Annotated in this window: 24 protein-coding genes; 9 read left to right on the top strand and 15 right to left on the bottom strand. The window is 67.9% G+C overall.

Annotation, left to right across the window (positions count from 1 at the left end; all coding sequences use genetic code 11):
* Positions 1–87: 87 nt before the first annotated feature.
* From AMYAL_RS0114435 to AMYAL_RS0114425, 3 genes are read right to left on the bottom strand one after another with little or no spacing between them, the layout of a single operon-like run.
* Complete coding sequence (locus AMYAL_RS0114435) at positions 88–1,311, bottom strand: DUF445 domain-containing protein (protein WP_020632017.1); 1,224 nt, start codon at positions 1,309–1,311, stop codon at positions 88–90.
* A gap of 45 nt (positions 1,312–1,356) precedes the next feature.
* On the bottom strand, positions 1,357–2,583 hold the full coding sequence (locus tag AMYAL_RS0114430; RefSeq protein ID WP_020632016.1) for a DUF445 domain-containing protein: 1,227 nt from the start codon (positions 2,581–2,583) through the stop codon (positions 1,357–1,359).
* Between the two features lie 48 nt (positions 2,584–2,631).
* Positions 2,632–3,861, bottom strand: coding sequence for a DUF445 domain-containing protein (locus AMYAL_RS0114425; RefSeq protein ID WP_020632015.1), 1,230 nt, complete (start codon positions 3,859–3,861; stop codon positions 2,632–2,634).
* Positions 3,862–3,984: 123 nt separating this feature from the next.
* On the opposite strand from AMYAL_RS0114425, the gene AMYAL_RS0114420 reads away from it, so the two are divergent.
* Positions 3,985–4,968 carry a coiled-coil domain-containing protein gene (locus AMYAL_RS0114420; RefSeq protein ID WP_020632014.1) on the top strand — a complete coding sequence of 328 codons (984 nt, stop codon included), beginning with the start codon at positions 3,985–3,987 and terminating at the stop codon, positions 4,966–4,968.
* A gap of 6 nt (positions 4,969–4,974) precedes the next feature.
* Here the strand turns inward: AMYAL_RS0114420 and AMYAL_RS0114415 are convergent, their stop codons facing one another.
* From AMYAL_RS0114415 to AMYAL_RS0114400, 4 genes are all read right to left on the bottom strand, one after another.
* Positions 4,975–6,414, bottom strand: a complete 1,440-nt coding sequence (locus AMYAL_RS0114415; RefSeq protein WP_020632013.1) for an FGGY-family carbohydrate kinase — start codon at positions 6,412–6,414, stop codon at positions 4,975–4,977.
* Positions 6,411–7,757, bottom strand: a complete 1,347-nt coding sequence (locus AMYAL_RS0114410) for an MFS transporter (RefSeq protein ID WP_209447234.1) — start codon at positions 7,755–7,757, stop codon at positions 6,411–6,413. Before AMYAL_RS0114410 ends, AMYAL_RS0114415 begins: the two co-directional genes overlap by 4 nt.
* Before the next feature lie 371 nt (positions 7,758–8,128).
* Positions 8,129–8,923 (bottom strand): DeoR/GlpR family DNA-binding transcription regulator, encoded by a 795-nt coding sequence (locus AMYAL_RS0114405; RefSeq protein WP_020632011.1) that lies wholly within the window; start codon positions 8,921–8,923, stop codon positions 8,129–8,131.
* Positions 8,920–9,546, bottom strand: a complete 627-nt coding sequence (locus tag AMYAL_RS0114400; protein ID WP_020632010.1) for a histidine phosphatase family protein — start codon at positions 9,544–9,546, stop codon at positions 8,920–8,922. The genes AMYAL_RS0114405 and AMYAL_RS0114400 overlap by 4 nt, the downstream gene beginning before the upstream one ends.
* 77 nt (positions 9,547–9,623) lie before the next feature.
* Here AMYAL_RS0114400 and AMYAL_RS0114395 point away from each other — a divergent pair, with 77 nt between their 5' ends.
* From AMYAL_RS0114395 to AMYAL_RS0114370, 6 genes are read left to right on the top strand one after another with little or no spacing between them, the layout of a single operon-like run.
* Positions 9,624–10,310 carry an HAD family hydrolase gene (locus tag AMYAL_RS0114395; RefSeq protein ID WP_020632009.1) on the top strand — a complete coding sequence of 229 codons (687 nt, stop codon included), beginning with the start codon at positions 9,624–9,626 and terminating at the stop codon, positions 10,308–10,310.
* The gene (locus tag AMYAL_RS0114390; protein ID WP_020632008.1) at positions 10,307–11,992 is read left to right on the top strand and encodes a dihydroxyacetone kinase family protein; all 1,686 of its coding nucleotides are present in this window, start codon (positions 10,307–10,309) and stop codon (positions 11,990–11,992) included. Before AMYAL_RS0114395 ends, AMYAL_RS0114390 begins: the two co-directional genes overlap by 4 nt.
* Positions 11,993–12,448, top strand: coding sequence for a ribose-5-phosphate isomerase (locus AMYAL_RS0114385; RefSeq protein ID WP_005165292.1), 456 nt, complete (start codon positions 11,993–11,995; stop codon positions 12,446–12,448).
* A 36-nt stretch (positions 12,449–12,484) separates the two neighbouring features.
* Complete coding sequence (locus AMYAL_RS0114380) at positions 12,485–13,519, top strand: 2-hydroxyacid dehydrogenase (RefSeq protein WP_020632007.1); 1,035 nt, start codon at positions 12,485–12,487, stop codon at positions 13,517–13,519.
* Complete coding sequence (locus tag AMYAL_RS0114375) at positions 13,516–14,964, top strand: FGGY-family carbohydrate kinase (protein WP_020632006.1); 1,449 nt, start codon at positions 13,516–13,518, stop codon at positions 14,962–14,964. The genes AMYAL_RS0114380 and AMYAL_RS0114375 overlap by 4 nt, the downstream gene beginning before the upstream one ends.
* Before the next feature lie 2 nt (positions 14,965–14,966).
* Complete coding sequence (locus tag AMYAL_RS0114370) at positions 14,967–15,617, top strand: class II aldolase/adducin family protein (RefSeq protein WP_026467067.1); 651 nt, start codon at positions 14,967–14,969, stop codon at positions 15,615–15,617.
* 11 nt (positions 15,618–15,628) lie between these two features.
* Here AMYAL_RS0114370 and AMYAL_RS0114365 read toward each other — a convergent pair whose 3' ends face one another.
* The 5 genes from AMYAL_RS0114365 to AMYAL_RS0114345 form a co-directional block, all read right to left on the bottom strand.
* Entirely contained in the window at positions 15,629–16,321 is a 693-nt protein-coding gene (locus AMYAL_RS0114365) for an HD domain-containing protein (RefSeq protein ID WP_020632004.1), read from the bottom strand.
* A gap of 66 nt (positions 16,322–16,387) precedes the next feature.
* Complete coding sequence (locus AMYAL_RS0114360; protein ID WP_026467066.1) at positions 16,388–17,029, bottom strand: hypothetical protein; 642 nt, start codon at positions 17,027–17,029, stop codon at positions 16,388–16,390.
* Positions 17,030–17,069: 40 nt separating this feature from the next.
* The gene (locus AMYAL_RS0114355) at positions 17,070–18,116 is read right to left on the bottom strand and encodes a hypothetical protein (protein ID WP_020632002.1); all 1,047 of its coding nucleotides are present in this window, start codon (positions 18,114–18,116) and stop codon (positions 17,070–17,072) included.
* Positions 18,117–18,265: 149 nt separating this feature from the next.
* Positions 18,266–18,853 carry a transglutaminase-like domain-containing protein gene (locus AMYAL_RS0114350; protein WP_020632001.1) on the bottom strand — a complete coding sequence of 196 codons (588 nt, stop codon included), beginning with the start codon at positions 18,851–18,853 and terminating at the stop codon, positions 18,266–18,268.
* The gene (locus AMYAL_RS0114345; protein ID WP_020632000.1) at positions 18,850–19,410 is read right to left on the bottom strand and encodes a TetR/AcrR family transcriptional regulator; all 561 of its coding nucleotides are present in this window, start codon (positions 19,408–19,410) and stop codon (positions 18,850–18,852) included. Before AMYAL_RS0114345 ends, AMYAL_RS0114350 begins: the two co-directional genes overlap by 4 nt.
* 86 nt (positions 19,411–19,496) lie before the next feature.
* On the opposite strand from AMYAL_RS0114345, the gene AMYAL_RS0114340 reads away from it, so the two are divergent.
* Both AMYAL_RS0114340 and AMYAL_RS0114335 read left to right on the top strand, forming a co-directional pair.
* A complete protein-coding gene (locus AMYAL_RS0114340) occupies positions 19,497–20,231 on the top strand; it encodes an alpha/beta fold hydrolase (RefSeq protein WP_020631999.1) in 735 nt (244 codons plus the stop codon).
* 134 nt (positions 20,232–20,365) lie between these two features.
* Positions 20,366–21,229, top strand: a complete 864-nt coding sequence (locus tag AMYAL_RS0114335) for an alpha/beta hydrolase (RefSeq protein WP_020631998.1) — start codon at positions 20,366–20,368, stop codon at positions 21,227–21,229.
* Positions 21,230–21,273: 44 nt separating this feature from the next.
* Here AMYAL_RS0114335 and AMYAL_RS0114330 read toward each other — a convergent pair whose 3' ends face one another.
* From AMYAL_RS0114330 to rlmB, 3 genes are all read right to left on the bottom strand, one after another.
* Positions 21,274–21,624, bottom strand: a complete 351-nt coding sequence (locus tag AMYAL_RS0114330) for a hypothetical protein (RefSeq protein ID WP_020631997.1) — start codon at positions 21,622–21,624, stop codon at positions 21,274–21,276.
* 12 nt (positions 21,625–21,636) lie between these two features.
* Positions 21,637–23,070, bottom strand: coding sequence for an MBOAT family O-acyltransferase (locus AMYAL_RS0114325; RefSeq protein WP_020631996.1), 1,434 nt, complete (start codon positions 23,068–23,070; stop codon positions 21,637–21,639).
* A 261-nt stretch (positions 23,071–23,331) separates the two neighbouring features.
* Complete coding sequence (rlmB, locus tag AMYAL_RS0114320; protein WP_020631995.1) at positions 23,332–24,288, bottom strand: 23S rRNA (guanosine(2251)-2'-O)-methyltransferase RlmB; 957 nt, start codon at positions 24,286–24,288, stop codon at positions 23,332–23,334.
* Positions 24,289–24,319 lie beyond the last annotated feature (31 nt).

Here is a 24,319-nt window from a genome sequence, read left to right as displayed (position 1 = left end):
AAGGCCCCCTTCAAGACGATCAACGCCTCAAAGGGGGCCTTCAGGACGGCGGGACACGCCCGCGATCCGGACTCCGCGATCCGGCGATCAGTGGAGCATCAGCAGGACCTGGAGCTCCCCGACCAGGAAGCCGATGAGCCCGCCGACCGCGATGAGCTTCCACTCGTCCTGCCGGAACGCCGGGCGCAGCAGCCCCTCGAACTCCAGCGGCGTCAGCCCGAGCATCCGCCGTTCGACGATCTTCGCGACGTCCATCGCCTCGGTCAGGTAGCCCTCGGCGTGGCGGATCGTCGGCGGCAGCCGCTCCAGTGCCTTCCGCGCCGCCGCCTGCTTGATCTCCTGCAGCCGCTGCCCGCCGACGGCCATCACGACCATCGGTTTCGCGACGCTCGCCTGCTCGTCGACGGCGTGCGCCACGAGCCGTTCGACCAGCGCGTACAGCCGGTCCGACCGCGGTCCGCGCAGGACGGCGTCGAGCAGGTTCGGCACGGTGAGGATCTCGTTCGCGATCATCTCGCCGTACTGGCGCGCGACCTCGGCCCGCCGTCGCTGGAACTTGCCCTGCAGGATCACCCGGCCGACCCGCACCGGCTCACGCGGCACGAAGATCAGCTTGATCGCCAGCCAGTCGGTGAACAGCCCGATGCAGCCGCCGAAGATCGGCAGCACCCACGGTTCCTTCGTCACCGCCCAGACGAACGCCTGCACGACGCCGAGCCCGAAGCCGAAGTAGATCCCCGTGCGCGCGATGAACGCCATCTCCGGCCGGGACGTCTCGCGGATCAGCCGGACGAGCAGCTTCTTGTCCCTGGTGAGCCGCTGCACGGTCATGTGCTGGAAGTCGAGCACCTCGTCGAGGTTCTCGGTCATCTCCGCCATGAACTCGCGCACCAGCCGCGGCGTCGACGCCTGGACCTGCTTGATCAGCAGCTCCTGCGCCATCGTCGGCATCACTTCCCAGAGCCTGGGATGGTGCTTTTCGAGCACTTCGCGGGCGACGTCGTCCACGGCCCGCAGCAGTGGCTGCTCGATCTCGCGCGTGATGATCGCCGGATCGATCCGGCGGAAGACCTCCTTGACGTCCAGCAGGTTCGACGTCAGCAATTCGGTCGCGACGGCGGCCATCCGCCCGCCGTGTTTGGGCACCACGCCCTGCCAGCCGAGGAACGGTTTGATCCCGGCGAACTCCAGCGGCTTGAACATCATCTCGATGGCGACGCGTTTGGTGACGTAGCCGATCAGCGCCGCGATGAACGGGATCGCGGCGTAAAGCCACCAATGTCGCGCGAGGTCGTCGAGGACGGCGTCCATGGGACCTCCTCGCTCGGGTGGGATGGGAACCGTATCGGCTGGCCGTCAGTGAAGCAGCAGAAGCACCTGAAGTTCACCGACAAGGCCGCCGATCACCGCGCCGACGGCGATCAGCTTCCACTCGTCCTGCCGGAACGCCGGACGCAGCAACTGCTCGAATTCGAGCGGGTTCAGCCGTCGCATTCTGTCCACAATGGTGTTCCGGACGTCGAGCGCGTTGACCGCGTAACCCTCCGCGTGCCGGATCGTCTCCGGGATCCGTGCCGCCGCCTTCGTGGCCGCTGTCTGCTTCATCTCCTGGAACTTCCGGCTCCCGACGGCCATCGCGACGAACGGTTTCACCACGCTCGCCTGCGTGTCGATGGTCCGCTGCACCTCGCGGGTGATCATCGTGAACAGCTTGTCCGACTTCGGCCCGCTCAGCACGGCTTCGAGCAGGTTCGGGATGGTGATGATCTCGCGTGCGATCATGTCGCCGTAGTCGGCGGCGACCTGGTCCTTGCGTTTCTGGAACACGCCTTGCCAGGTGTAGAAGCCGAAGAACCGTTTCGGCTCCCGCGGCAGGAAGATCATCTTGAGGGCGATCCAGTCGGTGAACCAGCCGATGCCGACACCGAACAGCGGCAGCACGATCGGCGACTTCGTCAGCGCCCACACGAGCAGCTGCACACAGCCGAGGGAGAACCCGAACACGATCCCCGACCGCGCGATGAACCGCATCTCGGGCCGCGAGATGTCGCGGATCAGCCGGTTCAGCAAGGCTTTGTCGCGCACGAGGTTCGTCACGACCATGTGCTTGAGGTCGAGGACGTCCTCGATGTTCTCCGCGATCTCGCCCATGATCTTCGTGATCGCGCGCGGCGCCTCGGCCTGCACGCGTTTCAGCAGCATCTGCTGGGCGGTGTTCGGCAGTACTTCCCAGAGCCTCGGCTGGTACTGCTCCATGACCTCGCGCGTGACGTCCTCGACGATCCGCAGCAGCGGCTGCTCGATCTCCTTCGCCACCTGGGCCGGGTCGAGCCTGGCGAAGATCTCCTTCGGGTCGACGAGGTTGTTCGTCAGCATTTCGGTGGCGGTGGCCGCCATCCGCTCGGCGTTCGCCGGCAGTACGCCCTGCCAGCCGAGGAACGGTTTGACGCCGACGAATTCCACCGGTTTGAACATCATCTCGATGGCGACGCGTTTGGTGACGTAGCCGATCAGCGCCGCGATGAACGGCATGGTGACGTACACCGGCCAGTGCTCGCCGAGGTCGGCGATGACGGCGTCCACTCGAAGCCCCTCCCGCGTCTCGCTTGAGGGGAACCTAGCCGCCGGTCCTCAATGGAGGAGTAGCAGGACCTGAAGTTCACCCACGAGCCCGCCGATCACCGCGCCGACCGCGATCAGCTTCCATTCGTCCTGCTGGAAGGCGGGACGCAGGATCCCTTCGAACTCGAGCGGGGTCAGCTGCTGCATCTTCGAGACGATGGTGTTGCGGACGTCGAGCGCGTCAGTGGCGTAGCTCTCCACGTGTTTCACCGTTTCGGGGAGATACGCGATCGTCTTCGCCGCCGCGGCCTTCTTCATCTCCTGGTACTGCACGCCGCCGACGGTCAGCGCCACCAACGGTTTCGCGATACTCGCCTGCGCGTCGATGGTCCGCTGCACCTCGCGCGTGATCATCGCGAACAGCTTGTCCGACTTGGGCCCGGTGAGCACGGCCTCCATCACGTTCCGCACGGTGAGGACCTCGTCCGCGATCAGCGCACCGTAGTCCTTGGCGACCGCCTGACGGCGCTTCTGGAACATGCCCTGCCAGCTGAAGAACAGGAACCTGCGCGGCTCACGCGGGTAGAAGATCATCTTCAGGGCCAGCCAGTCCGTGACGAACCCGGTGACGAAACCGAAGATCGGCATGATCAACGGCTGTTTCGTCAGCGCCCACGCGACGAACTGGACGAGACCGATGACGAAGCCGAAGTAGATCCCGGACCGGGCGATGAACCGGAGTTCCGGGGTCGCGACCTCCTTGATCAGGCGGCAGGTCAGCGATTTGTCGCGGACCATCGCGTTGATCAGCATCTCGTTGACGTCGAGGACCTCGTCGATGTCCGTCGACACCTCGCGCATCAGCCGTGCGACGACCTTCGGCGCCTGCGCGCGGACCTGGTCGACCAGCATCCGCTGCGCACGCGTCGGCAGCAGTTCCCACAGTCTGGGCTGGTACTGCTCCATCACCTCGCGGGTGACGTCCTCGACGGCCTTGAGGAGCGGCTCCTCCAGTTCCTTGACCACCTCGTCGGGATCGAGCCGGGAGAAGATCTCCTGCGGATCGACGAGGTTCTTGGTCAGCAGGTCGACGGCGGTCGTCGCCATCCGGCGCGAATTGGCCGGGATGACCCCCTGCCAGCCGAAGAAGGGTTTGATCCCGACGAACTCCAGCGGCCGGAACATCATCTCGATGGCGACGCGTTTCGTGATGTAGCCGATGAGCGCGGCGATGAAGGGCATCGTGGCGTAGACGTGCCAATGCTCGCGGATGTCTTCGAGGATCGCCGAGATGTCCAACCGGGCCCTCCCTGCTTACGACCTGTCAACAATGGAGGATGCCATGCGATCGCCGGGCCGCACGGCTAGTGCAGCCGTTTGGCGGTACTGCCTGACGGGCCCAAGCTCATTAAGGTGTCCGCCATGGTCGCTCCTGAGAAGGCGGCGCCTCAGGCGCCCTCAGCGAAATCGTCCCAGTTCGCGGGCGCTGTCCGCGGTTATGACAAGCGTCAGGTCGACGAGCGTCTCGCCGAGCTGTCGACCGAACTCAAACAGGCCTCACGCAACCGCGACGAGGCCGTTGCGACAGCCGGTGAACTCACCAAGGCGCTGGGCCACGCCCAGAAGGAACTGGACGAGACCAAGGCGGCCCTCGTGCGGATGAGTGCGAGCCCGTCCGGCGCCGGCGCGATGGCCGAACGCGTCCGCATGATGATGCAGCTCGCCGAGGAGGAAATCGCCGACCTCAAGGCCGCCGCCGAAGCCGACGCCAAGTCGACCCGGACCGAAGCGGACAAATACGCCCATGAGACGCAGCGCGCGAGCGAAAAGGCGGCCAAGGACGCGCAGGCCGAGCGGGAGAAACTGCTCGCGGACGCCAAGGCCGAGATCGAGCGGCTGAACTCCGAGGCGGCGCAGAAGCGCAAGGAGCTGGACCTGGAAAGCGTCCGGACCCGCGCCACCGCGGACAAGAAGGCCGAGGAGGCTTCGGCTGCCCGTCGCACGGAAGCGGAGAAGGCGTCCGCGGACAAGATCGCGGAAGCGGACCGGGTGTCGGCGGACAAGCGTTCCGAAGCCGAGCGGATCTCCGCGGAGAAGGTCGCCAAGTCGGAGAAGTCTTCGGCGGAGGACATCGCCGCCAAGCAGGAGCAGGTCGCGGAGGCCCTCACCGACGCGAAGACCCAGCAGGCCGAGGCTCAGCAGGCCCGGAAGCTCGCGCTGGAACTCCGGTCGAAGGTCGCCGATCGGCTGTCCGCCACGGACGTCGCCGTCCAAGAGGCCATCAGGCTGCTGGCTCCCGCTCCGGACGCTGACTCGCCGGCCGCAGCCGCCAAACCGGAAGCGTCGAAACCGGAGACTGCGCCGAAGCCGGCTCCTACCAAGGCCAATGGCCCACGTCCTTCCTGATTTCTCTCAATGCCGGGTGACGGCGAACAGCTCGTCGTCGATCCAGCCCCTGGTGTGCAGTTCGGCGCAGAACCGCAGGTAGGACTCGGTGAGCGCGGCGCTTTCGCGCTCGTCGGGTTCGACCAGCGTTCCTTTTCCGAGCCCTTCCGAGGCTTCGGTGAGCCCGCCCGGCAGGATCCCCGCCGCGGCGAGCAGCGCGGCGCCGTATCCCGTTTCGGCCTGGGGTGACACCCGCAGACCGAGGCCGGTGACGGTCGCCCTGATCTGGGTCCACAGAGGACTCTTGCTGCCGCCGCCCGCCGCCAGCAACGGTTCGGTGATCGTGACACCGAGCCGGCGCAGATGGTCCAGCGCCAGCCGCTCGAGGAAGGCGACCCCCTCCAGCCTGGCCCGGTGCAGCTCCACGTCGTCGGCTTCGCCGGACACGAAACCCTCTGCGTCCGCGCCGGCGAACGGGAAGCGCTCGCCCTTGCGCCGCAACGGATACGCGATCACCTTCGCCGGGCCCAGCGCGGCCGCCGCCGCGTCGAGTCCGGGAAGGTTTTCCTGCCCGGCGACGGCCTCGCCGCCGGTGTTCGACGCGCCACCGGGCAGCCACCAGCCGTCCGGATGACGGTGGCTGTACATCACCCCGGTCGGATCCGGCACCAGCTCTTCGGTGACCCCCTTGAGCACGTACGTCGTGCCGAGGATTCCGACGAAGCTCCCTGGGGTGACCGCTCCTGCCGCGAGCTGGCCCGCGCAGCCGTCGGTCATCCCGGCCACGACCGGGCAGCCCGCCGGGAGCCCGGCGACCGGACGGGCCACCGTGCCCAGCACGGTGGCGGGCGCGACCACCGGGGGGAGCAGGCCCTCGGGTACCCCCAAAGCCTCGAAGACCTCGTGTGACCATTCGAGGGAGAGCGGGTCGTAGCCGCTCTTCAAGGCGTGCGACCAGTCGCTCGCGACCGGCCCGCCGGTGAGCTTCGCGGCGATCAGCTCGGGGGTGTGCCGGACCCCGGCGACGCCGGGGACGAACTCGGACAGCCAGGCGATCCGGCCGAGCGCGGCCGTGGCGGACACGCCGAAACCGAGTCGCCGCCAGCGGTCCGCGCCGAGTTCGGTGGCTTTGCGGTTGAGCTCCGCGCCACGCCTGTCGTCGTACATCAGCGCGGGCGTGACCGGCTCACCGGAGGCATCGACCCCGACGATCGTCCCCGACGTCGCGGCGACGGCCACCGCGGCGACCTCGCCGCCCCTGCCCGGCAGCTCGCCGGTGACCTTCGCCAGCACCGTCTTTACCGCGGGCCACCAGGAGCGGGCGTCCTGCTCGCTGTGCCCGCGCTCGTCGCGGACCGGCGCGGGCAGCGGCCCGGCGGCCGAAGCGAGGACGGTGCCGCCGCGCACCGCGAGGGCACGGACCCCCGCGGTGGCGACGTCGATGCCGATCGTGACGGGCTGGTTCACGTGGTGACGACCTTCTCTCCGACTTGCTGCAGGCTCTTGTCCTCTTCGATCGCCTTCGCCGTCTCTTCGGGCAACTTCAGGTAGCGCACCAAGACCGCCGCGACCAGGTACAGCGCGGCGAAGACGATCACCACTCCGGCCGCGCCCAGCGGGCCCAGGAACACGCTGACGATCGCCGGTCCGACGAACGCCGCCGCCCCCGCGCCCAGGTTCAGCAGCGCCATCGCGCCGCCCTTGTTCTCCGGGGCGAGCGAGGGAAGCAGCGCCGAGATCGGCACGAATCCGGCGAGCGTGGCGCCGTACAGCGCGCCGACGAGCAACGCGAGCCAGTAGTACTCGGCGCCCATCGCGATCGGGACGAAGTAGAGCAACAGGATCGAGATCGCGCAGCCGATCGCACCGAACCAGAAGATCGTGGTGCGCCAGCCGATCCGGTCGCTCAGCACGCCGAAGATCAGGTTGAAGAAGATGTTCGTGCCGTAGATGACCGAGACCAGGAGCAGCCAGCGGCTTTCCCCGAACCCGATGCCCTCGATGAAGATCGTCGGGAAGAACACCAGCATGCCGAATTCGGGCGCGGTGTTGATGACCCGGACGAGCATCCCGACTCCGACGCGGGGTTTCTTCCACGCGATCGACACGCTGGAGACCAGGCTCTGCACCGGTTTCACGTCCGGCGGCGCGAGCCGGGTGTACCCGGTCCGCTGCCGGACCCCGAAGATCGCCAGCAACCCGCCGAGCGCGAGCAGCCCCACCGACACCCAGAGCGTGCCGTAATGGCCGAGTACCGGATTCGTGAAGCTCGCGACCAGCGCGCCCAGCGTCGGCAGCCCGCCCGTGAAGGCGAAGTAGAACCAGCCCACGGCCGCGCCGAGCCTGGCGACCGGCGCCACCGCGGTGATCCAGACCAGGAAACCGAATGCGAACATCGGATAGCCGAAGCCGCGCAGACCGTAGAACACCAGCATCAGCGCGTAGTTCTCACCGGATACCGCGACGGCGAGGAACAGCACGTCGAACACCAGCCAGATGGCCAGGCCGATCATCATCACGCGACGCGGTCCCCAGAGATCCGACAGCGCCCCTGACAACCACGACGCCAGCATCACGGCGACGCCGTACACCGTGATCACGTACGAGGCCTTGATCTCGGTGCCCGCGCCGTTGTCCGCCATGAACGGCGCGATGAAGCCCGACTCGACCCCGTCGCCGATCATGAACAGCAGCAGTCCGGCATAGCCGAGGAACAGCGGGGCGGGCAGGCCCCAGCGGTTCAAGACGCGGGCGAACCCGCTCCCGGCGCTGCTCCCGGATCGCGATAACGGCGGTGTTACCTGGTTCATGCACGCCTCCATGACGTCGTGTTCAGCGTATCATGGATCGTGTTAACTTAACTTTCAAGATGTTACATCGGTGGATTTCCGTGTTAGCCTCGCGCGCCCAGGCAGGCAGGCTTGGTCCGTGAAGGCCTCCTTGCCTACCCTGAAGGTAGTGAAGGAGGCCTTCGCCACCTTTGTGATCGCCCAGGTGTGCTGGCAGCCGCGGCGGCCGCCGGGTGAAGGCTCGCTTCCCTCGGCTGAGCCGAGGGAACTCGACGGGCGGGGCAAGGGTGCCGGTGCCGAGCCGGCGCAGGGGCAACGGGTGTCTCGTGCGCCCCGCCGGGGACGCTCACCGTCTCGAGCGTGGCGCTCGAGACCTCGTCCGTAGCCGCCTGTCAGATCTCGGCGACGTCCACTTCCACCTGGCTCCGCATCTCCTCGGCCAGGTGGTCCGCCACGCCGTCGTCGACGATCAGCACGTCGAAGTCGCTCAGCGGGGCCAGCCGGTGCAGTGCCGCGCGTTCGGTCTTGCTGTGGTCCATCAGCAGCACCTTCGTCCGGGCGCTGGCCAGCATCGCGCGCTTCAGCATCACGATCTCCGGCTCCTGGTGGAAGGTCATCCGCGTGTTCATCGCCGAGGTCGAAACGAAGGTCGCGTCGACGTTGATCCGTTCGATCGCCTCGAGGCTCTGCATGCCGAGGAACGAGTCGTGGGTCGCCGAGTAATCGCCGCCGATGCAGATGAGCCGCAGGCCGGGAACGCCTTTGAGCAGCTCGATGGCGCCGAGGTAGTTCGTCGCGACGGTCAGGGGCGTGACGCGGTGCAGCATCTTCGCCAGTGCGAGCGCGCTCGTGGAGTCGTCGAGCAGGATCGACATCCCCGGTTCGACGCGAGCGAGCGCGTGCGCGGCGATCACCGCCTTCTCTTCCGAATGCACGTTCATCCGGTAGTCGGCGTTGCTTTCGAAGACCGTCGACGGCATGGCCGACACGCCGCCGCGGTACTTCCGCAGCAGGCCGCGCCTGGCCAGTTCGTCGACGTCCCGGTGCACCGTCATGGTGCTGACACCGGTGAGTTCCACCAGGTCGGAGATGGTGGCGGAGCCGGATTCGAAGACGTGTTCGGTGATCTGCCGCTGGCGCGTGTTACGAGAGTGTGCGCTCGCGCCCGCCGTCTTCTCATCGCTCATGGTGCCCAGTATCGCGTGCCTGCCTGCTGATTGAGGCGCAGCAGGCCGGTGCGTGTGCCGTCGATCGCGATCTCGGTGACGGCCGCGTTGTCCAGCCGCGGGAACACCGTGCGGTAGGTCTCGAGCGGGATGCCGAGCAGTGCGCACAAGGTCAGCCTGATCAGGGTGTTGTGCGCGACGACCAGCACCGTCTCGCCAGGGACTTCGGCGGCGATCCCGCGCAGGGCCTTCGCTCCGCGGGCTGCCGCGTCCCCTGGTGGCTCCGAGCCGGGGAAGGCGCCGGTCGCGGGGTCGGCCAGAAATCTCGCGACCGCATCGGGATCCGTCGCCGCCAGCTCGTCCCTGGTGCGCCCTTCCAGCAGTCCGAAGTGGACTTCACGCAGCTCGTCGACCACTCGCAAGGGCAGGCCCAGTGCCTCGGCGGACGGCTCCGCCGTGCGACGTGCCCTGCTCTGCGGTGAGCAGAACACGGCCGTCGGCCCGGCCGCCGCGGCGAACTCGGCGAGAGCACCCGCCTGCCTGAGCCCTTCCTCGGTCAGCGCCACGTCGCTGCTGCCCGCATACCTGTTCTCGGCATGCCATTCGGTCTGGCCGTGCCGTGCCAACAACAACCGTGCGACCACGTGAACCCTCCTCGAAGCTTGCCCAGATCACATCATCGATGTTAACTTAACAGCATCGATGTGAAAGGAGACGCCGGATGGCACTCGCCGCGGTGGTGTTCGACCTGGACGGTGTCCTCGTCGACAGTGAACACCTCTGGGAAGAAAACTGGGTGGCGTACGCCGCCCGGCACCGGACCGAATGGACCGCTGAGGACACCGCGTCCGTACAGGGGATGAGCGCACCCGAATGGGCCGCCTACCTCGCCAAGCGGTCCGGTACGCCGGAAAGCGCGGTCGAGGTCGAACGTGCCGTGGTGGACGGCATGATCGCCGCGATCGAAGCGGGAGAGGCGCCCCTGCTGCCGGGTGCCGGCGAGATGGTCCGTGAGGTGAGCGCGAAGGTGCCGGTCGCGCTGGCTTCGTCGGCCGCCCGCCGGGTGATCGACGCCGTACTCGAAAAGCACAGGCTCACCGGTGAGTTCACCGCGACCGTCTCCAGTGCCGAGGTCGCCAGGGGCAAGCCGAGCCCGGACGTCTACCTCGAAGCCGCCGCCAGGCTCGGCCGCTCCGGCGAGGAATGCCTGGGCGTCGAAGACTCCAGCAACGGCATCCGCGCCGCCGCCGCGGCCGGGCTCACCGTGATCGCGCTGCCGAATCCGGTGTACCCGCCGAAGCCGGACGCGCTCGAACTGGCCGCCGCGGTCGCGGAGAACAACGACGACGTGCGCCGCAAACTGCTCGCGTACCTGTCCGGTGAATTCGCGGAGGCGAGCGGGCGATGACGGTCCTGGGTGCCGCGGAGACGTTCAAACGCGACTGGCTGGACGGGTTCGTCACCGCCTACGGGCGTTCGGTGCGCAAGGTTCCCGGCGCCTATGGCGTGCTGCGTCGCGAAGAAACCGAGCGCAAGGTCGCGGTGGTGATCGGTGGCGGCTGCGGCCACTATCCCGCCTTCGCCGGGCTGGTCGGCCCCGGTCTCGCCGACGGTGCCGTGGTGGGCGACGTGTTCACCAGCCCGAGCGCCGAGCAGGTCTACCGCACGGCGCGGGCCGCGGAGAGCGGTGCCGGAGTGCTCTTCGGCTACGGCAACTACCAGGGCGACGTGCTGCATTTCGGGCTCGCCGCGCGCAGGCTGGCGGCCGAGGGCGTCGAAAGCCGCACGATCCTGGTCACCGACGACATCGCCAGCGGTCCCGCCGACGCGCCGGAACGGCGTCGCGGTGTCGCTGGGGACTTCCTGGTCTTCAAGATCGCGGGCGCCGCCGCCGAACGCGGTGACGACCTGGCCGCCGTGCACGCGGTGGCGGAGAAGGCGAACTCGCACACCCGCACCTTCGGGGTGGCGTTCGGCGGCTGCACACTGCCCGGCGCGTCCGCTCCGCTGTTCACCGTCGGCGAGAGCGAGATGGAACTGGGGCTCGGTATCCACGGCGAGCCCGGCGTGCGCACCGTCGGCAGGCTGAGCGCCCGTGAACTGGCCGACGAACTGGTCGACGGCCTCCTCCCGGAACTGCCGGTCGGTGACGGGCGAGTGGTGGTCCTGCTGAACGGGCTGGGCCGCACCAAATACGAAGAGATGTTCGCGACGTACACCCGTGTGCACGAGCGGCTAGCCGAGGCGGGGCTCAGCCCGCTGCACACCGAGGTCGGCGAATTCGTCACCTCGCTCGACATGGCCGGTGTCTCGCTGTCGATCCTGGTGCTCGACGACGAACTCGCCGAGCTCTATGCCGCACCCTGTGACACCCCTGGCTACCGGAGCGCCGGTGCCGCGCTGGCCCAGGTCCCGCTGGAGTCCACAGTGGACTCTCTGCTGGCGGAGGCCGAGCCGGGGCAAGGCATCGTGGACCGCGCGTTGACGGCGGCGCTGCACGTCATCGAAGACGGCGAAGCCGAACTCGGCAGGTTGGACGCGGTCGCCGCCGACGGTGACCACGGGCTGGGCATGACCAGGGGAATGCGGGCCGCGGTGGCCGCCGCGAGGCGTGATGGAGATTCGCCGTCGACCGCGCTGCTGGCGGCGGGGACGGGGTTCGCCGATGCGGCGGGCGGCGCGTCCGGGGCGCTGTACGGGGTCCTGCTGGCCGAAACCGGTGCCGGAATACAGGGCCGGTCCGGAGCCGAGATCACCGCGGAAGTCCTCGCGAACGCCGTGGACGGCGCCGTGACGGCCTTCGTCGAACTGGGCAAGGCCGAACCGGGTGAGAAGACCATGCTCGACGCCATCGAGCCGTTCCGGCTGGCGTTGCGCGAACAGGCCGAGGCGGGCGCCGACGTCCCGCAGGCCTGGCAGAAGGCGGCCCAGGTCGCGGTGAGTGCGGCCGAGGCCACGGCGGACCTGCTGCCCGCCAAAGGGCGGGCGGCGCGGTTGGCGCAGCGGAGCAAAGGGCACCCCGATCCAGGGGCCACCTCGTTCGCGCTGCTCGTCACCGCGGTCGGCCAGGCGCTGGGAAAGGAAGACTGAATGCGGATCGTGGTGGCGGCGGACAACGCCGGGGTGGCACTCAAAGACCAGTTGCGTGACCTGCTCCTCGCCGACGACAGGGTGGACGAGGTCACCGACCTCGGTGTGGCCGACGGATCGGACGACAAGGCATACCCGTTGCTGGGGCTCGCGGCGGCGGAGACGATCGCGCGAGGCGAGGCGGATCGCGGCGTACTGGTCTGCGGGACCGGGATCGGCATGGCCATCTCGGCGAACAAGGTCCCCGGTGTCCGGGCCACCGTCGCGCACGACTCGTACTCCGCCGAGCGTTCGGTCAAGTCGAACGACTGCCAGGTGATCACTTTCGGTGCGCGGGCGATCGGCCCGGAGCTGGCGAAGAAGATCGTCGCCGAATGGGTCGGCTACCGCTTCGATCCGGCTTCGGCCAGCGCGAGCAAGGTCGCGCACATCACCGAGTACGAGCAAGCTCACTAGAGAAGCCCGATACGGGCACGGAGAGAGGACGCAGAGTTGCGGATACTCGCTGCGGGAGACCATTTCGTCGGAACCGGCCTGCTGGCCGAAGCCGTCCGTGCCGAGATCGGCGCCGGGCACGAGTTCTCGGAACTGACCCTGCCGTGGCCGGTGGAGCCGTTCGGCCCGGTCGCGAACGTCCACGAGGCCAGCGGCACCGAGGAGCAGGTGATCGAGGCTCTGGCGGGCGCCGAGGTCGCCGTGACCCAGATGGCGCCCTTCACCAAGCAGGTGTTCACGGCCGTGCCGGGCCTCAAGCTCGTGTCGGTGTGCCGGGGCGGCCCGGTCAACGTCGACCTCGCCGCCGCCACCGAGGCCGGAGTCGCGGTGACGTACGCGCCTGGTCGCAACGCCGGCGCCGCCGCCGAATTCGCGGTCGGGATGATCCTGGCCGCGATGCGCCGGATCTCGACGTCCTCGGCCGAATTGCTGGGCGGGACCTGGCGTGGCGACTACTACGCCTACGACCAGACCGGCCTCGAACTCGACGGGACCACCGTCGGACTGGTCGGCTACGGCGCGATCGGCGCCCGAGTGGCCAAGGTGCTAGTCGCGTTCGGTGCGAAGGTGCTGGTCTCGGATCCGTTCGCCGACCCCGCCCGGATCAGCGCCGACGGTGCGGAGCTCGTCGAACTGGACGACCTGCTGCGCCGCAGTTTCGTGGTGAGCCTGCACGCGCGGCTCACCGAAGAGACCCGCCATCTGATCGACGCGGCCAAACTCGCGCTGCTGCCGGCGGGTGCCGTGCTGGTCAACACCGCGCGCGGCGGTCTGCTGGACTACTCCCCGCTGCCGGAGGCCTTGCGTTCGGGACGGCTCGGCGCGCTCGCGCTGGACGTGTACGACGTCGAGCCGCCGCCCGCCGACTGGGCACTGCGGGACGCGCCGAACGTGATCGCGACCCCGCATCTCGCCGGGGCCAGCAGGCAGACGGCGGAGCGGGCGGCGAGCATCGTCGCCGCCGAGGTCGGCCGGTACGTCCGCGGGGAGGCGCTCGCGAATCTGGCGAATCCCGAGGTTGCGCGGCCATGATCATCGGCGTCGACATCGGCACGTCGCTGACCAAGGCGGTCGTCTTCGACAAGGCCGGGATGTCCGTGGCGAGTGCGTGCGCCACGTCCGAGGTGCACCACCTGCCGGGCGGACTGGTCGAACAGGACCTCGACCAGGTTATCGGCACCGTGGCGACGGTGGTGCGTGAGGTCGCCGCCAAACTCGACGGTCCGGTCACCGCGCTGGCGCTCACCGGGCAGGGCGACGGACTGTGGCTGCGTGACGAGTCCGGACAGGCCGTGCGGCCCGCGATCTCCTGGCTCGACGGGCGGGCGAACTCGCTGCTGGCCGAATGGCAGGCCGCCGGCGTGACCAGGGAAGTGTTCCGCCGGACCGCGTCGGGCATGTTCCCCGGCAGCGCCGCCGCGATCATGTCCTTTTTGGACACTCACGAACCGGAGTCGCTCGACAGGGCGGCGGTGGCGGGTTACTGCGTCGACGCGGTGCTCCAGCGGCTGACCGGCGAGATCACCGTCGACGCGTCGGATGCTTCGCTGCCCTTCCTCGACCCCGCCACCCGGCGCTACGACGAAGACGCCATCGCGGCCGTCGGCCTCTCCCACCGCCGGAGCCTGCTCGTCGAGCCCGCGGCCCCGAAGACCGTGTTCCGTTTGGACGAGCGCGGGGCAGGGCTGCTCGGTCTTCCCGTCGGGCTGCCGGTCACCGCGGGGCCGTTCGATCTGCCCGCGAGCGCCATCGGTGCCGGTGTGCGCCGGGCGGGCGACGGCATCCTCACCGCCGGGACCACGCTCGCCTGCCAGGTTCTGACGGACTCGGCGGTGTTCGATCCGGAGGGCGAGCCCGCGGGGATGTTCCTTTGCACCCCGGAAGAAGGAGAGTTCCTCCGGGCGATGCCCGCGATGGTCGGCACCGCGGGCATCGACTGGGTGTGCCGCCTGTTCGGAATCGCGGTCGAGGAGATCGGCTCCCTGCTCGACGCGAGCGCACCCGGTGCGGGTGGTGTTCGCGCGCTGCCGTTCCTCTCCGCGTCCGGTGAGCGGGCACCGTTCGTCGACGCTGCGGCGAGGGCGCAGTTCTCCGGGCTGAGCCTGGAGAGCGAACGTGGCGACATCGTCCGCGCACTGTGCGAGTCGATCGCGTACGCGGCAAAGCACTGCTTCGACGCGGCCGGGCTCACTGGCACCTTGTACGCCTGCGGTGGCGGGGTCCGCTCACTTGAGTGGACTCGCATCTTCGCGGACGTTCTCGGGCGGCCCATCGTGATCCCCGGCGATCCAGGGGTCGGTGCCCGAGGCGCGGTGATCGTCGCCGCGGACGCTCTCGGCGAACCGGTCGACAGGGAACTGTGGGCGGAGAGTGCCCGCGTCGTCGAGGTCCGCCCCGAGAACGTAGGTTTCTACGAGCAGGGCTACGCCGACTACCAGGCCTCACTGGCCGCGGCTCGTGGACTGTGGAGGTTGTGACGGTGATCCTGGCCAAAGAACGCTTGGCGGTCTGCGAATTCGCTCGCCGGATGACCGCCGACGGACTCGTGGTCGGCACGTCCGGGAACGTCTCCGCGAGGCAGGGCGAGCTGGTCGCGGTGACCCCGACCGGGGTCGACTACGCCACGCTGCGTCCGGAGGACGTGCCGGTGGTCGGCCTCGACGGCGAGGTCGTCGAAGGTTCCCTCAAACCCACCAGCGAGCTCCCGATGCACCTCACGGTGTACCGGCAGGCCGCGGATCCGGACGGCAAGGCGATCTCGGCCGTGGTGCACACACATTCCGTGCACGCCACGGCCGTCTCCACCCTCGTCAGCGAGGTGCCGCCGATCCACTACATGCTCGCCGCGATCGGCCCGACAGCCCGCGTCGCGCCCTACGCGACGTACGGCACCGAAGAGCTCGCCAAAGCCATGCTGGAGGCGCTGGAGGGCCGCCGAGGCTGCCTGCTGGCCAACCACGGCACCACCACGTTCGGCGACAGTCTCGCCTCCGCGTACAGCCGGGCGCAGCAGCTCGAATGGGTCTGCCAGGTCTGGCTGACGGCGCGGGCGGCGGGAACACCGAATCTGCTCCCGCCCGCCGAGATCGAGCACGTCGTGGAGAAGCTCCGCGGCTACGGCCAGCGCTGAGACACCGACGCCTAGGACGCCGCGGGCTCGGCTTCGAAGTCGGTGACGTCCACGGCGTGCACCGCGTCGAGGAGTTCGACGACCGTCGGATCGTCGACGGCTTCCTTGATGCACTGCCACAACTGGAGATTCGCCAACGCCCACCGGGAGTAGTTTTCGGCGGCTTTGGGATTGTAGAAGTAATAACCACTGTCGTGGACGTCGCGTTGTTCACCGACGATCTTGTGCGCCAGTTCGCGGAGGCTCAACCCGTTCTCTCGCAGATAACGGTGGGCGAGTACGACGGGCGTCACCGGCAGCGCCTTGAACAGCGTGTCGGCGTCGCTCAACGCTTGGGCCTCAAGCGAGATGTGCCGTCCTCTGGTGGCCATCTCGGCTTCGTCGATGATCTCGTCGATCCACTGGGCCACGGTGCCCTCGACATCGCATTCCCGCAGGATGCCCATCCGGAGGTCTCGCCCGGCGGCCGCGGGGGAGTTCCGGAGCACGATGTAGTTCACGTCGTGCACCAGTGCCGCCACCTCGACAACGGTGCGATCCGCACCGTTGTGCTCGGCGAACCCCGCGGCCTTCGCCCGGACGAAACTCACGTGGTGCCAGCCGTGGAACTGCAGTTTGTCCGCATAGCGCCAGCACAGTTGCCGGACGCGATGTTCGACGGCGTCGATGGTCTGGGAAGGAATCGTGCTCTTTCGCGCGCGCATACACCTCTCCGATCCCGTTTACAGACGGGTGGAGTAATGATATGCGCCGTCGACGGCGGTGTGTAGTTAGATGCGGCCGGCCAGGTCCCCCAATCGGACCTCCACCGGAACGTGACGGTGCCCTATTCCGGTCTTCGGATCATAGGAAAGACTGAACTCGCTTACGGGGCGTGATTTCACCAAAAACGTCATAGTCCCTTCGGTGGCCTCGGGAATCCGATGGAACTCGTCCGCGTACATGACGCCTACTGCCCCCGTCTGGCACAGCGTGCTACGTCGTAACCGAACCGATGTGATCAATCCGGAGGGCTGGTCGCGCAGGGTCGAGTATCGCTCGTGGACGTAGTTGCCACGGAGGATCGTGGTGCAGAAGTGATACCTGTGGTTGTGCACGGAATCGGCGTAGCCCTCACGCCAGTCCGCCGGTGCCTTGTACTCGTGCAGCCAGAACGAAAAAGGGTCCGTGGGGGAATCAAGCAAGCACCAGGCGAAATGGGTGGTGGTCTCCCGTGATCGTTCGAGTACCGCGCTCGCCTCGTCCGGGCTCAGTGACTCCAGGTGCCGGCGCAGGTCGTCGCGCAGACCGGGTGGTCTTGACGTCCAATCCCGGAAGATCTCGTCGACTGTCTGCCAGTGCTGCGCCAGCGGTAGGTCCGTGCTCCGGAGCAGCGCGGAGAGACGGGTGAGGGGGGACAAGCGAGTGAGCAACATCAGCTCCTCAAATCTAGTGCTCTGCGACGCCGAGAGGTCAGGGGTTCAACTCGGCGAGTTTGGTGAACTCCTTCCGGAAGGCATGGAATTTTCCTTCCAGTTCAAGGAAGTTCTCTTCGGTCAGGAGAGAGCCGGTGATCTTTTCGTACAGGGCGAGGAAATCGGCCCTCGTCGTGGTGGTGGAGATACGGAAGTGCCGTCCGGAACGGGACTGGGAAACCCGCAGGAACTCGGAGCGTTCCTTGTTGTAGAGAAAGGAGCCTTCGCTGAACCGCAGCGTTCGCGGATACAGCGTGGTCGCACCGCGGATGTCGCTGTACAAGGTCACCCAAACGCTCTCGTCGAACACCTCGAGCCGGTCCAGCGGCGGATCGGCGACGACGGTGATGTCCACCAGCGAGCACCGGCCGCGTGCCAGGAACAGTCCGACCAGGCCGATGCTGATCTCGTCGTCGAGCCGGGCTTGGATCGTCTCGTAGTCCATTCCCGCTTCTTCGCTGCGAAGGAGATAGCGCGCCCTGCCACTGATGGCGCCCTCGTCGCGTGGATCGGCGATGACCACGCGAAGCTCCCTTTCCGTGCGGGACAACAGCAATCGGGCCGCGGCATGCCTGCCGGAGAACCCGCGGAAGAAGTAGTGCCGGGTCACGTCGAGGTCTTCGGTCATGATCCGGTTGAACATCGGATCCGGATCGGTGGTCGCGTCGAAGACGTGGGTGGGGAAGAATTCCTTGTTGAGCGAACGGTATTCGGCGCTCAGCGCTTCCAGTGCGCGGCGGCTTTCCTCGATCACCGGGGTCACCATCGCGCGCTGCGACGCGGTGGCTGTGAGCAGGGTCTGGCCGAAGCCGACCACGGCGGAGATCAGGGTGCCGGTGCCCAGGGACGTGAGCAATGTCTTGCCGGCACCGGGATCCATCATGCTGGAGATCCACAGGCTGAGGCCCGCGACGACGACCAGTACGGTCAGCAGCAGGCTTGTCCTGGTCCAGAAGATCTCTTGCAATGGGCTACGGCGGAGCCGGTCGGCTTCCGCGGGCACGGGGGTCACCTCCTTGATCCGCACCCGAACGGACGAACGCATTGCGTATCTGTTCGAGTGCGGGGAGTTACTCTACGCGCATCGTGACAATGTCGAAATAAGAAATTCGGGGGAAAGGTACCAACAGCGAACGTGACGCACGGCTATACCTTATTCGCTGCCGAGGTTTCCCCGGAACGCGGGAAAACCGCTTACGGAGAGTGCGGAAGGATTCCTTCGTACCACGCGGGACCGGGCTTCGCCGACGACAGCGTTTCGACAACGGCCGATGAAGGAGTGGTGTACACCGTGGGGAAGTCGATCTCGCCCTTGGCGGGGTCCAGAGTCCACGCGAGCCGCTCACCTTCCAGGCAAAAATGAGCGTCCGCACCGTTTTTGTTGCCCCTCGGGTCGAGTCGGATCCACCGGTCCGGACCGGCGAGATACACGCCGTTGAGCCCGTGCAGAACGCCGATCCGCTGATAGCAGAACCCGGCCGGGATGCCTTGGCTGCGCAGCAAAGCGGCCAGCAGATGAGCCTTCGCGTAGCAGAGACCGACCCGCTCGCGCAGAACCTCGGAGGCCATAAGGGTGACCCGTGAATCGGCGGCGTCCACCGTATGGGCGATCTCGTCGCGCACGAAGTGAAACATCGAACGAATCACGTCGACTTCGGTGCCGCCGGTCGGTGACAGTCCGTCAGCCGTTTCGCGGATCAGCGGATGATCGTGATCGATGACCGCGTCGGCGGCGAGATAATCTTCGAGCCGTTCGGATTCGATCTTCAACGGGACTTTCACGCGGCACCGCCCAGTACGGTGTCGACGGCTTCTTCGAGGAATTTCGGATCGGCCTCGCCTCCGCGCAGCAGTATCCGGAACCAGATCGCCCCCGCGAGCAGATCCATCAGCACGACCGGGTCGACGCCGTCGCGAAGTTCGCCCCTCGCGGCCGCGCGTTCGAAGATCGGCTGCTCGCGTGCCATGCGGTCGGCGAAGAAACTCCGCGCGACCTCGCCCAGTTCCGGGCGGTGAGGCCCCGCGGCGAGCGTCGCGATGACAGCGGGTGAGGTGCGCTCCGAGGTCAGCAGCCGGAGGATGTGTGCCGCGACGGCGAGGAGGTCGCCGCGCAGGCTGCCGGTGTCCGGTACGTCGAGGGCGAACAGCCCCGAATCGCGCAGCGCCGCCGCCAGGAGCGCGTCCTTCGACGGCCACCACCGGTACAGCGTCGTCTTGTTGACACCGGACCGGGCTGCGACGGCCTCGATGGCGAGCCTGTCGTAGCCGTGCTCGGCCAGTAGTTCGAGGGTGGCCGCGAAGATCGCCTCCGCCTTGCGTGGACCGTTCTGCGTGCTCACGACCGGAGAATACAACGCACCGTTGCGTTGCGTCGAAGTCGCGGGTACTTTGCAACGCAACGGTGCGTTGCATTCAGGAGGTCTCCGTGGTCCCCGTCGTCTTCGTTCACGGCATCCGGCTCAGCCGTGCCGCCTGGTCCGAGCAACTCGAAGTACTGGGCCATCCCGCGAAAGCGGTCGATCTCCCCGGCCACGGCAGCCGCCGGGGCGAACGCTTCACCCTGGATGGCGCGGTGGACGCCGTTGCCGGGGCCGTCGACGAGCCCGCCCTGGTCGTCGGGCACTCGCTTGGCGGCTACGTCGCGATCGCCGCGGCCGCGCGGCATCCGGAAAAGGTGGCCGGGCTCGTCGTCGCCGGCTCGACCTTCCTGCCCGGCAGGACGCTGGAGACGCCCTTCCGCCTCGCGCACCGTCTTCTCATTCGACTCCCGGACCGCGGAGAAGGGCTCAGCCGTCGGCAGTTCCGGACCGCGCTGCCGCCGAAGCTCGCCGAGGCCGTGATCGGCGGCGGCATCGCGACCGAGGTGATCCCGGACGTCGCCAAAGCAATCGACGCCTTCGACGTACTCGCGGAACTCGGCACCTACCCTGGCCCGACCTGGCTGATCAACGGCTCACGCGACCACTTCCGCCGCCACGAACACCGCTTTCTCGACGCCTGCGCCGACGGCAGGCTGATCAACGTCCCCAAGGCGGGGCATTACCTGCCGATGGCGCGCGGCAAGGAATTCGCTCAGCTGGTGCTCGACGCGGCCCGCAGCCTGTCGATCGCCGTCCGGGTGCCCGGTAAATCGGGAGCGTTCGGCCGCGGCCCTGGTTAAGGTGATGATCATGTGTTCCGTCATCCACAACCGGCACGCCATTCGCATCCGGTCGGCGCGCTGACCCTGGTGCAGGCCCTCGCCGACGCCAAGGTCCACGTCCACCATTCGTCAAGGGATGACAAGGATCTTTCATGCGCGCACATTCGCGCCCCGTTTTCGTCTTCGTTCACGGCGGTTCCAGTAACGCACGGGCCTGGGGCCCCTTGCAGAACGAACTGGCTTTGCTCGGGTACCGCTCGCACGCCGTGGACCTGCCCGGTCACGGTGACCGTGCGGACAGCCCGGCCGCCTACTACCGGCAGCCCCAGGATCTCGTGGCACTGGCGGCCGCCCCTTCTCCGCTGCGCGGAGTTTCGTTGCAGGACAACGTGAAGCACGTGGTGGACACCCTGCGACGGCTTGCCGGCGAGGGACCGCTCGTCCTGGTGGGCAACAGTCTCGGAGGGCTGACGGTCAGCGCCGTCGCCAATGCCGCGCCAGAACTGCTCGACCGTGTCGTCTACCTCTCCGCGCTCTGTCTCAGTGACCCGGCCATGCTCACCGAACCGTGGGACGTGGTCGACGACAATCTGCTGGACGCGCTGGCGGCGCGGATCACCGTGCCGGACGTGGCCGAACCCGGTGTGGCCCGGCTGAATTGGCGTAGTGCCTACGGCGACCTGGAGTTGTTCGCCGAGTTGAAGACCGCCATCATGGCCGACTCCACCGACCACCAGTTCCGGCTGCTGCTGGACTCCCTGGATCCGGACGAGAACTACACGGTGCTCGAACCGGGGGCGTTGGTTCGGGCTGACGGATGGGGGCGCGTCCCGCACACCTACGTCCGCCTCGCCTCGGATCGCAGCATCACCCCGGCGGTCCAGGACTACATGATCCGCAAGGCCGACGAGCTGACTCCGCACAACCCGTTCGAGGTGCACAACCTGGCCTCGTCGCACGTCGGCTACTTCAGCAGGCCAAGGGTCTTCGCCGACCTGCTGACCACTCTCGGCTGAGCCAGTGCCCTGGCGCCCTCCTGGCGCCAGGGCACTACCGCGATCTAGCCGACCGGCAGCAGCGCGCCTTCGGCGTTGTTGTTGAAGTTCGCGAACAGCCGGACCGGACCGGGATGCGGGGCCAGGACGATCGACGCGAACGGCGTCGAGGTCACCCCTGAGCCGTAGTTCGTCAGCAGGTGCACGCTGACGTGCACGTTCCGGTCGGCGGGGTTCTCGAACGTGACCGAACCCCACGACACCACGTACTGCCTGCCGTCGATGCTCGCGAAAGGCGCGTAGTACCGCACCGCGTTGCCGCTGCTGGGCGGGATGTCGATGGTGAGCAGCCGTCGCGGACCGTCGTGGTTGTCGACGTAGGGGATCACACCGGGCTGACTGGCCAGGTCGCTCATTCGCGGGCTCCCTCAGAACTGGTAGTAGAGGAACGGGCTGAACGTGCCGGTCGCGATCAGGATGGCCGCGTACACCAGCCCGACGGTCATCACGCCGATCCGCAGCGCCGTGGCCGGGCGGCTGCGTGAGGACTCCAGCAGCGGGCCGGTCACCGGATGCGCGGGCAGGAACACGATCGCCAGCGCGCACAGCAGGATGAGTAGCCGCTGGTTGGTCACCGCGCTTTCGACGACGTCGGTGAGGCCGGTGAAGTCCGGCAGCACCATGTGCCCGATCATGCCGAGCGCGTGCGGCAGATCCTTGGCGCGGAAGAACACCCAGCCGAAGACCACGAGCACGAGCGTCAGCACGCGGCGGCCGATGCGGGCGGCCTGGGTCTTCGGGGTGACGTCGTAGCCGAAAGCGCGTTCCACGATCAGCAGCGCGCCGTGGTAGATGCCCCAGATCAGGAACGTCCACTGCGCGCCGTGCCAGAACCCGGTCAGCACGAACACGATGCACAGGTTCCGGTACGTATGCCCCGCGCCGGCGCGGTTGCCGCCCAGCGGGATGTAGACGTAGTCGCGGAACCAGCGCGACAGCGACATGTGCCAGCGCCGCCAGAACTCGGTGATGGTCACCGACGAGTACGGCCGGGCGAAGTTCTCCGGGAGCCGGAAGCCGAGCATCCTCCCGAGCCCGATCGCCATGTCGGAGTACCCGGAGAAGTCGAAGAACAGCTGAAGCGTGTAGCCGATCGCGCCGAGCCAGGCGATCGCGAAGGTCATCTGGTCCGGTGGCGTGTTGAAGCAGGCGTCCACCATCGGGCTGAGCGAGTCCGCGATGATCGTCTTCTTGCACAGCCCGAGCGCGAACCGCGGGAAACCGGCGGCGACGTCGTCGAGGCGGTGCGACCGCTGCTGCGGCAGCTGGTCGGCGATCTCGCGGTACCGCACGATCGGCCCGGCCACCAGCTGCGGGAACATCGCGATGTACGCGGCGAACGACACCGGGTTGCGCAGCGCGCGGCGTTCACCGCGATAGATGTCCACCACGTACGAGATGTGGTGGAACGTGTAGAACGAGATGCCGATCGGGATGACCAGGTCGGCCACCGGGAAGCCGCCGCCGAACCAGTGCGTCACGGCCGCGATCTGCTGTGTCGCGAACCCGGCGTACTTCCAGATCAGCAGCATGCCGACGTTGAGGCCGATGACCCCGAGCAGCAGCCGTTTGCGCCGCTTGTTCTGCAGATCCCACGCGTTCGGTTCCAGCGCGGGCCCGGCCAGGAAGTTGACCACCATGCAGCCGAGCAGGACCAGCGTGTACGGCCCGGCGCCGGTGGCGTAGAAGATCAGGCTGCCGACCGCGACGATGCCGTTGCGCCAGCTGCGCGGGCACAGCAGCACGGCGAGCAGTACCGCCGGCATGAAGTACCACAGGAACAGCGGCGAAATGAACGACATCGGTGCGGGGTCCCCCAGGGCGGTTACGCGTTATCCGCTGGTGACCTTAGCCTGCGCGCCAGGTGGCGGAGCTGAGATGACCCCGGAAAAGTGACTCCACGCATGAACCCGCCACGGCCGGAGGCCCCGCTATCGCGGTGGCAGGGCGCCCTTGTCACCGCCAGTGAGGTGGAGGACCAGGCCGCGCCCTGCCGACGTCGATGGCGGATGCGGGTTCACCAATAGACACTGCACCCCGCACCGTGTCGACGAAGTGCGGGGTCAGACACGTCCCGTGAGGCGGCGGCGGCGCGCCACCTCGGCCAGCAGCACCCCGGCCGCGACCGACGCGTTGAGCGACTCGACACCGGCGGACATCGGGATCGACACGGTCGCGTCGCAGGTCTCGCGCACGAGCCGGGAGAGGCCGCGGCCTTCCGAGCCGAGCACGATGACCAGCGGATCCGCCGCGAGGTCCAGCTCGTCGATGTCGACCGAGCCGTCCGCGTCGAGGCCGACGACCATCAGGCCCTCGTCCTTCCACGCCTTCAGCTGACGGGTCAGGTTGGTCGCGACGGCGATCGGCAGCTTGGCGGCGGTGCCTGCCGACGTCCGCCACGCGACCGCGGTCATGCCCGCGCTGCGCCGCTCCGGCAGCAGGACACCCTGCGCGCCGAACGCGGCGGCCGAACGGATCACCGCGCCGAGGTTGCGGGGGTCGGTGACGCCGTCGAGCGCGACGAACAGCGGGGTCTGGCCCGAGTCCTTCGCCACCGCCATCAGGTCGCGCGGGTCGGCGTACACGAACGGCGGGACCTGCAGGCCAAGGCCCTGGTGCATGGCCCGGTTGGTCTTGCGGTCGAGCTCCTCGCGCGGGATCTCCAGGATCGAGATGCCCTTGTCGCCCGCGAGCCGGACGGCCTCGTTGACGCGGTCGTCGATCTCGATGTTGATCGCGACATACAGCGCGGTGGCCGGGACGTCGGCGCGCAGCGCCTCGACCACCGGGTTGCGGCCGGCGATCAGTTCGGGCTTGTCGGCCTTCTTCTGCCGGGCCTGTTCCTTGCGGTCACGCGCGTTGGACATGCGGTACGCCTTGTGCCCAGGCCGGTCCTCGGCCTTGGGGGTCGGGCCCTTGCCTTCGAGGCCCTTCCGGCGCTGGCCGCCGGAACCGACGACCTGACCCTTCTTCGTGCCGGGCTTGCGAATAGCGCCCTGGCGCCGGGAGTTGCCTGCCATGAGTGAGAATCCTTGAGCTAGAAACCGAGTA

The sequence above is a fragment of the Amycolatopsis alba DSM 44262 genome (assembly GCF_000384215.1).
Classification (GTDB): domain Bacteria; phylum Actinomycetota; class Actinomycetes; order Mycobacteriales; family Pseudonocardiaceae; genus Amycolatopsis; species Amycolatopsis alba.
The sequence above is the reverse complement of the archived record's forward strand: the minus strand, read 5'-3'. Positions and strand labels throughout refer to the sequence as shown.